Source organism: Pseudomonas medicaginis, from assembly GCF_965119365.1.
In the GTDB taxonomy this organism is placed as follows: domain Bacteria; phylum Pseudomonadota; class Gammaproteobacteria; order Pseudomonadales; family Pseudomonadaceae; genus Aquipseudomonas.
In genome coordinates, this window is record NZ_OZ221631.1 from 3,707,075 (window position 1) to 3,718,888 (window position 11,814).

The window sequence follows — 11,814 nt, forward strand, 5'->3', positions numbered from 1 at the left end:
TGGGGGTTCCTCGGAGCGATTCAGGCGCCATCGGCGCACGGGGCGCCGATAGTGACCAAGAATGCGACCGGGCTCAAGAAAGAATGCGTTTGACCTTGTCCCGCAACTGATCGATGGAGAAGGGTTTGCCGATCACCGACATGCCTTCAGGCACATTGATGCTTTCGGCATAACCGCTGGCAAACAACACCGGGAGGTCCGGCCGCACGGAGCGGGCCTGCCTGGCCAGTTCACGCCCGTCCATTACCGGCAGGCCGACGTCGGTCATCATCAGGGCGATGGCCTGCGCGTCGTCGCGCAAAAACGTCAGCGCCTGCTCGCAACCGTCTGCCTCCAGTACCTGGTACTCCAGTTCCTCCAGTACGTCGACGATCAACATCCGCACGATGTCGTCATCTTCGACTACCAGAATGGTGGGCTGGGTGGCGGCGGTGGCGGTGGGCATAGATGCATTCTCGAAAGATGGGAGCGGGAGGGCGCACAAAAAAAATTGGTCTCATTCATGAGTAAGTGCCAAGGCGGCACAAGTTCCCTGGGGTGTACAAGAAAGGATCTATAGTACAAGAGCTGACAAGGATAGTCGCTGCCTTGCTACCCGGCCTATCGTCGCCGGATTTTGCGTCCTTGACTCGTCAGAAAATGTGGATCCATGCGCGGTTTTTCGGGCAAACTCCACGGTTTTCAACTGTCCACCAAGGCCCTTTCCATGATCCCTTCGTCTTCGGTCGACGAGCAAAGTTTTCGCAAGCTCCTGAGTCGCAACATCAGCCTGCCGCTGGGCATAGGCGCCCTCAGCGCGGTGTTTTTCATCATCCTTATCACCTATCTGCTGTCGGTGATCCAATGGGTCGGCCATACCGACAGGGTGATCAATAACGCCAACGAAGCGCTCAAGCTGAGTGTGGATCTGGAAACCGGCATGCGCGGCTACCTGTTGAGCGGTGACGAGCACTTCCTCGACCCCTACGAAGTGGCCAAGCCGCGCATCGCCGTGGCGCTGAACACATTGTTGGAATTGACAGCCGACAATCCCGCCCAGATCGACCGCCTGCGCAAGATCCAGGCACTCCAGGCGGAGTGGTCCAATTACGCCCAGGGCATGATTGACTTGCAACGCAGCAGCGGTGATTACCGCGGCGCGGTAAAGGCCGGGCGCGGCAAGCGTCTGACCGATGAGATTCGCCAGTCCTTCGAAGAGATCGTCGCCACCGAGCAGCAACTGCGTGCGGCGCGTAACCTGGATGTGCGCACCACGACCATCTGGAGCATTGCCCTTTATCTGTTGTTCGTGGCGGCTGTCAGCGGGCTGCTGGCCTACGTCGGTCGCCGGGACCTGTTGAACCTGTCCGAGAGCTACAGCGCCAGCTTGAAAGTCCAGCAACGCAGCGCTTTGCACCTGGAAAAGCAGGCCTGGTTGCGCAACGGCCAGACGCAGCTGGCCGAGCAGGTCCTGGGGCAACTGTCGCTGAACCTGCTGGGCCGCAACATCCTGCAGTTCTGTGCCAAATACCTGGATGTCGCTGTCGCTGCACTCTATGTGCGGGAGGAAAATGGTGTCCTCAGGCGCGTTGCCACCTACGGCCTGTCCCGGGAAGATGAAGAACAACAGCAAGTGATCGTCGCAGGCGAAGGCATCGCCGGCCAGGCCGTGCAGCAGGGACGCCTCATTCGCTTGGATGAGGTGCCGAACGATTACCTGAAAGTCAGCTCCGGATTGGGGCAAGGCCTGCCCAACAGCGTGCTGGTGGTGCCCACCAGTGACGACGATCGGATCAACGGTGTCATCGAACTGGGTTTCCTGCGGCCATTGACCGAGCGTGATATCGAATTGCTGGAACTGATCGCCGGCAATATCGGCACCTCCCTCGAAGCTGCCCGTTATCGCCAGCGCTTGCAGGAAGTGTTGGCCGAAACCCAGCAGTTGAACGAAGAGCTGCAAGTCCAACAGGAAGAGCTCAAGACTGCCAACGAGGAGTTGGAAGAGCAGTCGCGCATCCTCAAGGAGTCCCAGGCCCACCTGGAAACCCAGCAACAGGAGCTGGAGCAGACCAACGAGCAGTTGGCCGAGCAGCGCGACGCCATGGACCAGAAGAACAGTGAGCTGAACCTGGCCCAGATCCAGTTGCAGGAGCGTGCCGAAGAGCTGCAGCGCTCGAGCAAGTACAAGTCCGAGTTCCTGGCCAACATGTCCCACGAACTGCGCACGCCGCTCAACAGCTCGCTGATCCTGTCCAAACTGCTGGCGGAGAACCCGCAGCAAAACCTCAGCGAGGAGCAGGTCAAGTTTGCCGAATCGATCTACTCCGCCGGCAACGATCTGTTGAACCTGATCAACGACATTCTCGACATTTCCAAGGTCGAGGCTGGAAAACTGGAAGTGCGCCCGGAAAACACCAGCGTGCAGCGTCTGGTGGAAGGGTTGCGGGATATGTTCGGGCCGTTGGCGGCCGACAAAGGCCTGAGTTTCGAGGTGCAGGTGCTGCCCGATGCGCCCGCGATGCTCTACACCGATCGCCAGCGCCTGGAGCAAGTGATCAAGAACCTGCTGTCCAACGCCGTGAAGTTCACCGAGCAAGGCTCTGTCAGCCTGTCCGTGGCCGGCCAGCCGGGTGCTGGCATCGCGTTCATGGTGCGGGACTCCGGGATCGGCATCGCCGCTGACCAGCAGCAAAGCATCTTCGAAGCGTTCCGCCAGGCCGACGGCACCACCAACCGTCGCTACGGCGGTACTGGCCTGGGGTTGTCGATTTCCCGGGACCTGGCCACGTTGCTGGGCGGCTCGATCTCCGTTTCCAGCCAGCCTGGTCAAGGCAGTGTGTTCACGCTGGTATTGCCAGAACGTTACATCGAGCCCGGGGACACGCCGATAGAGCCGATGACCTTCATTCCGACGGCCACCGCGCCGGCACCTGTCGCGCAAAAAACCTCACCAGCGCCGCTGATCGCCGAGGTGGATACACCGATTGCCCGGTTCGCCGATGATCGCGACAAGGCGCCGTTCGACACCCGGTGCATTCTGGTGATCGAAGACGAGCCCAAGTTCGCCCGGATTCTTTTCGACCTGGCCCATGAGCTCGGTTACCAGTGCCTGGTGGCCCACGGTGCCGACGAAGGCTTCGACCTGGCGTTGCAACTGGCCCCCGACGCGATCCTGCTGGACATGCGCCTGCCGGACCATTCGGGGCTGACGGTGCTGCAGCGACTCAAGGAGCAGGCCGAAACCCGGCACATCCCGGTGCACGTGATTTCCGTCGAAGACCGTGTCGAAGCCGCCATGCACATGGGCGCCATCGGTTATGCCGTCAAGCCGACCACCCGCGAAGAACTCAAGGACGTGTTCGCCCGCCTGGAGGCCAAGCTCACCCAGAAGGTCAAGCGAGTGCTGCTGGTGGAGGACGATGACCTGCAACGTGACAGTATTACCCGCCTGATCGGCGACGATGACATTGAGATCACCGCCGTTGGCCTGGCCCAGCAAGCCCTTGACCTGCTGCGGACCAACGTCTATGACTGCATGATCATCGACCTCAAGTTGCCGGACATGCTCGGCAACGACCTGCTCAAGCGCATGTCCAGCGAAGACATCTGCTCCTTCCCGCCGGTCATCGTCTACACCGGGCGCAACCTGACACGGGACGAAGAAGCCGAACTGCGCAAGTATTCACGCTCGATCATCATCAAGGGCGCCCGTTCGCCAGAGCGCCTGCTGGATGAGGTGACACTTTTTCTGCACAAAGTCGAATCCCGGTTGTCCCATGAAAGGCAGCGGATGCTCAAGACTGCCCGCAGCCGTGACAAGGTGTTCGAAGGCCGCAAGGTGCTGCTGGTGGACGACGATGTGCGCAATATCTTTGCTCTGACCAGCGCCCTGGAAGCGAAAGGGGCGATCGTGGTCATCGGCCGCAACGGCATGGAGGCGATCGATCGCCTGAATGAGTTCGACGACATCGACCTGGTGCTGATGGATGTAATGATGCCGGAGATGGACGGTTTCGAGGCCACCGCGCTGATCCGCAAGGACCCGCGCTGGCGCAAGCTGCCCATCATCGCCGTGACGGCCAAGGCCATGAAGGACGATCAGGAACGCTGCCTGGCGGCGGGTTCCAACGACTACCTGGCCAAACCGATCGATCTGGATCGTCTGTTTTCACTGATTCGCGTGTGGTTGCCGAATATGGAAAGAATTTAGTGGAACGTGACACTGACATCGAACTTCGGTTGTTGATCGAAGCGATCTACCTCAAGTACAGCTACGATTTTCGCGATTACTCCGGCGCTTCCATCAAGCGCCGGGTCCACCATGCGCTGAGTCAATTCGAATGCAAGACCATTTCGGCCTTGCAGGAGCGTGTGCTGCATGACCCGGGGGCGTTCATGCAGTTGCTGCAACTGCTGACGATCCCTGTCAGCGAGATGTTTCGCGATCCCTCGCATTTCCTGGCAATCCGCGAGGAAATCGTGCCGTTGCTCAGGACGTACCCTTCGATCAAGATCTGGATCGCCGGTTGCAGCACGGGGGAGGAGGTCTACTCCATGGCCATCCTGCTGCGCGAAGAAGGACTGCTGGACCGCACGTTCATCTACGCCACCGATATCAACCCACGCTCGTTGGAAAAAGCCAAGCAGGGGATTTTCTCCCTGGAAAGTGTGCGCAGCTATACCCAGAACTACCAGAACGCGGGAGGACGGCGATCGTTTGCCGATTACTACACGGCCGCCTACGATTATGCGATGTTCGATAAGACCCTGTGCGAGAACGTGACCTTTGCCGATCACAGCCTGGCGACCGACAGTGTTTTTTCAGAAACCCAGTTAATTTCATGTCGCAATGTATTGATATATTTCAATAAAAAACTGCAAGATCGTGCATTTGGACTGTTCCACGAGTCCCTCTGTCACCGTGGTTTCCTGGTGTTGGGCAGTAAGGAGACATTGGATTTTTCGGCTTACGGCCATCGATTCGAGCCGTTGGTCAAACAGGAACGGATCTATCGCAAGTTATGAACCAGACGAAGGACAGATCGAGGCCGCCCATCGAGGCCATTGTCGTCGGGGCATCGGCCGGCGGCGTCGAAGCGTTGCTCAGGGTGTTCGGACACTTGCGCAAAGGTTTCGGCGTGCCCGTCCTGGTGGTGTTGCATTTGCCGGATGAGCGCGACAGCCAATTGGCTTCCGTGTTCGGCCATCGCCTGGCGGTGCCGGTGGAGGAGGCCCGTGACAAGCAGGACATTGTCCCGGGCACCTTGTACGTTGCGACGCCCGGCTATCATTTGTCGGTCGAGTCTGACCGTAGCCTGTCGTTGAGCCTGGAGGAACCCATACACCATTCGCGACCGTCCATCGACGTGCTGTTCGAGTCAGCCGCCGATGTCTACGGCCCGACGTTGCTGGCGGTGGTGCTGACCGGCGCCAACGACGATGGCGCCCGGGGCCTGGCGAGGGTCAGGGAGCTGGGCGGGATCACGGTGGTCCAGGACCCCGCAGAAGCCCAGGTCTCGACCATGCCCGAAGCGGCGCTGGCCCTGCACGAGCCCGACCATATCCTTACTTTGCAAGGCATCGGCCAATTGCTGGCCGGGCTGGAATGAACCACATGCCAAGAGATATTCAAGCCAAACTGCTGATCGTCGACGATCTGCCTGAGAATCTGTTGGCCCTGGAAGCGTTGATCAGGGGAGACAATCGCGAGATCTACAAGGCCCTGTCGGCGGACGAAGCATTGTCCCTGTTGCTGCAACACGACTTTGCCCTGGCCATCATCGATGTGCAGATGCCGGAGATGAACGGTTTCGGCCTGGCCGAGCTGATGCGCGGGACGGAGAAGACCCGCGGCATCCCGATCATTTTCGTCAGCGCCGCCGGACGTGAGCGCAACTACGCCTTCACCGGTTATGAAAATGGCGCGGTGGACTTCCTGCACAAGCCGCTGGATACCCTGGCCGTCACGAGCAAGGTCAATGTGTTCGTCGAACTGTATCGCCAGCGAAAGGCCATGAGGGAGCAGGTGGTGGCCCTTGAGCAGAGTCGTCGCGAGCAGGAGGTCCTGTTGCAGCAACTGGAAGCCACGCGCGGCGAGCTGGAGCAGGCGGTGCGCATGCGCGACGACTTCATGTCCATCGTCGCCCACGAGGTGCGCACGCCCCTCAATGGCCTCATTCTCGAGACCCAGCTGCGCAAGATGCACCTGGCCCGGGACAATGCCGCAGCCTTCAGCCTGGACAAGGTGCGCGCGATGGTCGAGCGCGATGAGCGCCAGATCAAGAGCTTGATCCGACTGATCGAGGACATGCTGGATGTGTCGCGGATTCGTACCGGAAAGCTGTCGATCCGTCCGGCCCGCTTCAACCTGACGGCATTGGTGGAGAACCTGTTGCGCAACTTCCAACCGCAGATCGCGGCCGCCGAGTGCTCGTTGACCTGCATGGCCGAGCCGGCAGTGGAGGGGCTTTGGGATGAGTTTCGTATCGAGCAGGTGGTGTCGAACCTGTTGACCAATGCACTGCGCTACGGTGGCAAGAGCCCGATCGAAGTGCGCGTCTACAAGACGTCCGAGCATGCCTGCATCGAGGTCCAGGACCACGGCATCGGCATCAGCGAGGAGAACCAGAGTCGCATCTTCCAGCAGTTCGAGCGCGTATCGTCCAAGGCGGTCGCCTCGGGCCTTGGGCTGGGATTGTTCATTTCCGAGCAGATCGTCACGGCCCATGGCGGGACGATCACGGTCGACAGCCGGCTCAATGAAGGGGCGTTGTTTCGTGTTTGCCTGCCCTTGCAGAAAACTCCCTTGGACAAAACCGGCGAACAGACGCAACCTCTGAGAGACCCCAAGGTCGTATCAGCAGCTATTGATCGAACAAAGGCTTCTCATGAGTGAAGATGCGCAAGATGTTGTATTGATCGTCGAGGATGACCCGTCGATCCTGATGGTGCTGTCGGCCTACCTGTCGGGCGAGGGGTACCGGGTGCTACAGGCCGAAAGCGGTGCCCAGGCGTTCGAGATCCTGGCGAGCAAGCCTCATCTGGACATGATGATTACCGACTTCCGCCTGCCGGGCGGTATCTCGGGGGTGCAGATCGCAGAGCCTGCGGTCAAGTTGCGCCCCGAACTGAAGGTCATTTTCATCAGTGGCTACGCGCAGGAAGTGCGCGACACCGATAGCCCCATTACCCGCAGGGCCCCGATCCTGGACAAGCCGTTCGACCTGGATGAGCTGCAGGGCATCATGCAGTCGATGTTGTCCTAGGTTTAGTTTGAACTGGAAACACGGCTTGTGTGGCAAGGGGATAAATCCCCTCGCCACAAGAGACATTCAGTCAATTCAAACCGTGATCATCTCCCGTACCTTGGCCGTCAGTAGATCAAACGTGAACGGCTTGGTGATCATCTGCATCCCCGGGTCGAGGAAGCCGCCGCGCACCGCTGCATGTTCGGCGTAGCCGGTGATGAACAGCACCCGCAGGTCCGGCCGGATCTGCCGGCCGATTTCCGCCAGTTGCCGGCCATTCATGCCGGGCAGGCCGACGTCACTGATCAGCAGGTCGATGCGCTGGCTTGACTGGAGGATCGGCAATGCGCCGTTGGCGTCGGCCGCTTCCACGAAGGCATAGCCCAGTTCGCTCAATACCGCGCTCACCAGCACCCGCACCGCGGGATCGTCTTCGACGATCAGTACGGTCTCGCCGTCCCGCGCATACGGCGCGTGCTGGGCGGTGGTCTGGGGCTCGTGTATTTCTTCACCGATGAAGCGTGGCAGGTAAAGGTTGACGGTAGTGCCTTTGTCGATTTCGCTGTCGATGGTCACATGGCCACGGGATTGCTTGCTGAAGCCGTAGATCATCGACAGGCCCAAGCCTGTGCCCTGGCCGATCGGCTTGGTGGTGAAGAACGGATCGAAGGCACGGCTGATCACCGCTTCGGGCATGCCGCAACCGGTGTCCTGCACGCTCAGCACCACATAGTCGCCGGGCTCCAGGTTGGGGTAGGCATTGGTGAAGTCGGCATCCAGGTACCGGTTGCTGGTCTGCACCACCAGGTTTCCGCCGTTGGGCATGGCATCCCGGGCGTTGAGCACCAGGTTGAGCAGGGCGCTTTCCAGCTGGTTGGGGTCGGCTTCGGCAACCCAGAGTCGTTCGTCCAGTTGCATGTCCAGGCGAATGCTTTCGTTGAGGCTGCGCTGCAACAGTTCGCCCATGGACAGCACCAGCGTATTCATCTGCACAGCCTTGGAGTCCAGCGATTGTCGCCGGGAAAACGCCAACAGGCGATGGGTCAGGCCGGCGGCGCGGTTGGCCGAGGTCACGCCCAGGTCGATCAGGCTGTCCAGGTCCTGGGTGCGACCCCGGGCCAGGCGACGGCGCAACAGCTCGAGGCTGCCGATGATCCCGGTGAGCATGTTGTTGAAGTCGTGGGCGATACCGCCGGTCAGTTGTCCGACCGCTTCCATTTTCTGCGACTGGCGCAGGGCCTCTTCGTTGTGGCGCAATTGGGCGGTACGCTCTTCTACCTGCTGCTCGAGGGTTTCAAGGGTGGTTTGCAGGCGCAGCTCGCTGTTGCTGAGGTCGATCAGGCGGTCGCGGGCTTCGTACTGCCTTCGGCGGCCCCGCAGGGCAGTGGTCACCAGGCTGATCAGCGTGACCGGGTGGAAAGGTCGCTCAAGAAAGGTCACATTGCCCAATTGCATGCCGATACGCGCCGCCGGGTTCTGTTCCGGCCCGCCGTGATGGGTCAGCAAGACAATGGGCAGGTCGGACCAGGCCGGCTGTTGCTCGATGTGCAGGAACAGGTTTTCCAGGTCGGGGCCTGCCAAGGCCTCCGAAGAAATCACCAGCAGGCCTGCACCACTCTCCAGCTCTTCACACAAATGGCCCAGATGGCGGCAGATGAGGCCGGCAAAACCGGCTTCATTGAGGATCATCAAGGCGATCTGGCTGTCCCGTCCCAGCGGCGCGAGGATCAGTGCCCGCTCGGACAGGGGCTCGGCCGGCGTCACCGGTGTTCATCCTTGAGCAACGGGTTGCTCTCGCCCATGTAAGTGGGCACTCCTCGCAAGACCCCTTGGAACGCCTCCAGTGGTTCGCCAATGGTCATGCCCTGGCCGCTGATGCGGTATTCACGGATGGTCGACTCGTGGCTGCCGGTGCGTTTCTTGATGATGGAAATGGCTCGGCGAACCTTGCCCAGTGCTTCGAAATAACGCAACAGAATCACCGTGTCGGCCAGGTAGGTAATGTCCACGGGTGCCTGCATGTCGCCGACCAGACCGTGCTGGGCGACGGTCATGAAGGTCGCCGCGCCCTTGCGGTTGAGATAGAGCAACAATTCATGCATGTGCAGCACCAGGGCGTTCTCTTCCGGCATCGCCGCCTGGTAGCCGTTGATGCTGTCGATGACCACAGTCTTGATGTTGCCCTCATCGACGCAACGACGCACGCGGTGGGAGAACTCACCGGGAGATAGTTCGGCGGCGTCCACCTGTTCGATCAGCAGGTTGCCGGTCTCTTGCAGGGCCTGCAGATCGATGCCGATGTTGTTCATGCGTTCGAACAGCAGGCCCAACTCTTCGTCGAAGATGAACAGCGCAGCCTTCTCGCCCCGCTGCACGGCGGCCGCGGCAAAAATCAGCGAGATCAGCGACTTGCCGGTCCCCGCAGGACCCAGGATCAACGTGCTGGAACCTGTCTCGATACCGCCGCCCAGCAGCGCGTCCATTTCGACGATGCCACTGGAGAGCTGCTGGCGCAGGTACTGACCGCGGTGTTCGGCGGCCACCAGGCGCGGGAAGACGTGCACGCCGTCGCCCATGATGGTGAAGTCATGGTAGCCGCCGCGGTATTTCTGGCCGCGATACTTGACCACCCGGATCCGCCGCCGCTCGGCGCCGTAGTTGGGGGTCAGTTCTTCCAGGCGAATCACCCCGTGGGCGACACTGTGTACGGTCTTGTCCAGGGATTCGGTGGTGAGGTCGTCGAGCAACAGGACCGTGGCGTCGTAGCGCACGAAGTAATGCTTGATCGCCAGGATCTGCCGACGGTAGCGCAGGGAGCTTTGCGCCAACAGACGGATCTCCGACAGGCTGTCGAGCACGACTCGGGTCGGCTTGACCCGCTCGACCACTTCGAAAATCTGCCGGGTCGCTTCGCCCAGTTCCAGGTCCGAGGAGTACAGCAAACTCTGCTGGTGCTCGGCATTGAGCAGGCTTTCGGGCGGCGTCAGCTCAAAAATATGAATGTTCTCGTCCAGGGTCCAGCCGTGGGAGGTCGCGCCCTGGCGCAATTCACGCTCGGTTTCCGATAGCGTGATGTACAACGAGCGCTCGCCAGCCTTCGCACCGGCCAGCAGAAAATGCAGCGCGACCGTGGTCTTACCGGTCCCCGGTTCCCCCTCGAGCAGGAACACATGGCCGCGGGACAAACCACCGGAAAGGACGTTGTCCAGTCCTTCGATGCCGGTGGCGGCTTTTGCACTGATCAACTCGTTAGATGTAGACAAAAATAGCCCTCTCATGACTAGGGAAGTGGGCAGCAGGCGTGGTAACGCCTGAAATCAACTGCTTGAACACTTGACCTTTGGCGGTGATGGCGGTTCCGCTTGCTTCGACAAAACGCGGTGTAGTGCACAACTTTCAGGAGCAATCAGGGCATCTACAGGCCTTGTTGCAGCGCCGGGTCATCGGGGTTCAACTGTTCCAGTTGCGCCAACAGGATCTGCACATTCTGCAACTGGCCGGTTTCCTTCCAATAGTTGATCAGCAATACCCGGGCCTTGCGGTCGGCGGGGTAGCGCTGGACGATTTCCTGCAGTTGTTTCTGTGCAGCTTCCACTTCCTGCTCGGCATGCAGGGTAGTCGCCAGGTCATAGCGGTAATGCCGGTTATCGGGCTCCAGTTCCACGGCTTTTGCCAGTCCGAGCACCGCATACTCACTCTGGCCGTGTTGTAGCAGCCACAGGCCCAGCGCATGTTGCAGATAAGCCGACGCGGGCTGGGTTTGCAACTGTCGGGCGAGCAATAGTCGTGCGGCTTCGCCCTGGCCCTGTTTGTCCAGCACTTCGATCTGCATGACCAGCGCCGGGAGGTTGTCCGGTTGCAGGCGCAAGGCCTGCTCAAGGGCCAATTGTGCTTTTTTCAATTCAGCGTTGTGCAGGTGCAGTCGAGCGAGCTGGTAGTGGGACTCCGCGGTTTTCGGACCGTCTTCGAGCACCTGCTCCCAGGTGTCGATGGCGACCTGCATCGCCCCGAAATACAAGCCCAGGTCATCCGGCGACAAGCCCAGCAACGCGTTCACCGCGGCGAACCGGACGTTCGGGTCGTCATCATCCAGGAGTGGGCCGAGCAAGAGGCTGCGCTGGCCGGTTGGCACCAGCCCGACGATGCTGCCGATGGCGGCCCGGCGCACGTCCGGCGATTCGCTGTGCAGGTCCGCGTCCGCCAGTTTCAAGGCTTGGGGGCTGGGGTAGTTGGGCAGTTCGGCGTGCAACCACACGCGGCGCTTGGGCGAGAGGTCCGCACGCCCCAGTTGCTGGTAAAGCATCCGCGCCGCCCCCGGCTGTCCGTTACGGGCACTTACCAAGGCTTCGCTGTAGCCACGCTTGATCGCTTCGGGGATTTGCGGCGTGGTGGTGCGTAGCCACACTGCGACAAGAGCGAGCAACAGCAGGACACAGAGACCGAGGAGTAGATAACGGCGGCGAGGCGAGGGCATGCAGGGAATCCATTACCAGAAGCGTGAAATGCCGCAAGCTTCGACCAGGTGGGGGCTTGAGTCAAACCTTGTGAGGCATCTCATGCGCCCAGGGTCAGCTTGCCCGAGTCAATG

The 11,814-nt window shown here is 60.5% G+C and carries 9 protein-coding genes; 5 read left to right on the top strand and 4 right to left on the bottom strand.

Annotated features, from left to right (window positions below):
- Positions 1 to 73: 73 nt before the first annotated feature.
- The gene (locus tag ACMTA2_RS16255) at positions 74 to 379 is read right to left on the bottom strand and encodes a response regulator (RefSeq protein WP_413795667.1); all 306 of its coding nucleotides are present in this window, start codon (positions 377 to 379) and stop codon (positions 74 to 76) included.
- Between the two features lie 327 nt (positions 380 to 706).
- Here ACMTA2_RS16255 and ACMTA2_RS16260 point away from each other — a divergent pair, with 327 nt between their 5' ends.
- Genes ACMTA2_RS16260 through ACMTA2_RS16280 form a run of 5 tightly spaced genes read left to right on the top strand, consistent with a single transcriptional unit; the run spans position 707 to position 7,244 of the window.
- Positions 707 to 4,189: a response regulator gene (locus ACMTA2_RS16260; RefSeq protein ID WP_413795668.1), complete on the top strand. Its 3,483-nt coding sequence runs from the start codon at positions 707 to 709 to the stop codon at positions 4,187 to 4,189.
- Entirely contained in the window at positions 4,189 to 5,004 is an 816-nt protein-coding gene (locus ACMTA2_RS16265) for a CheR family methyltransferase (protein WP_413790803.1), read from the top strand. Before ACMTA2_RS16260 ends, ACMTA2_RS16265 begins: the two co-directional genes overlap by 1 nt.
- A complete protein-coding gene (locus tag ACMTA2_RS16270; protein ID WP_413790804.1) occupies positions 5,001 to 5,588 on the top strand; it encodes a chemotaxis protein CheB in 588 nt (195 codons plus the stop codon). Before ACMTA2_RS16265 ends, ACMTA2_RS16270 begins: the two co-directional genes overlap by 4 nt.
- Before the next feature lie 5 nt (positions 5,589 to 5,593).
- Positions 5,594 to 6,874: a hybrid sensor histidine kinase/response regulator gene (locus ACMTA2_RS16275; protein ID WP_413790805.1), complete on the top strand. Its 1,281-nt coding sequence runs from the start codon at positions 5,594 to 5,596 to the stop codon at positions 6,872 to 6,874.
- Positions 6,867 to 7,244, top strand: coding sequence for a response regulator (locus ACMTA2_RS16280; protein ID WP_413790806.1), 378 nt, complete (start codon positions 6,867 to 6,869; stop codon positions 7,242 to 7,244). Before ACMTA2_RS16275 ends, ACMTA2_RS16280 begins: the two co-directional genes overlap by 8 nt.
- Positions 7,245 to 7,319: 75 nt before the next feature.
- On the opposite strand, the gene ACMTA2_RS16285 is transcribed toward ACMTA2_RS16280, so the two are convergent.
- From ACMTA2_RS16285 to ACMTA2_RS16295, 3 genes are all read right to left on the bottom strand, one after another.
- The gene (locus tag ACMTA2_RS16285) at positions 7,320 to 8,990 is read right to left on the bottom strand and encodes a response regulator (protein WP_413790807.1); all 1,671 of its coding nucleotides are present in this window, start codon (positions 8,988 to 8,990) and stop codon (positions 7,320 to 7,322) included.
- The gene (locus ACMTA2_RS16290) at positions 8,987 to 10,489 is read right to left on the bottom strand and encodes an ATPase domain-containing protein (RefSeq protein ID WP_413790808.1); all 1,503 of its coding nucleotides are present in this window, start codon (positions 10,487 to 10,489) and stop codon (positions 8,987 to 8,989) included. The genes ACMTA2_RS16285 and ACMTA2_RS16290 overlap by 4 nt, the downstream gene beginning before the upstream one ends.
- Positions 10,490 to 10,641: 152 nt before the next feature.
- Positions 10,642 to 11,700: a tetratricopeptide repeat protein gene (locus ACMTA2_RS16295; protein ID WP_413790809.1), complete on the bottom strand. Its 1,059-nt coding sequence runs from the start codon at positions 11,698 to 11,700 to the stop codon at positions 10,642 to 10,644.
- Positions 11,701 to 11,814: the final 114 nt, after the last annotated feature.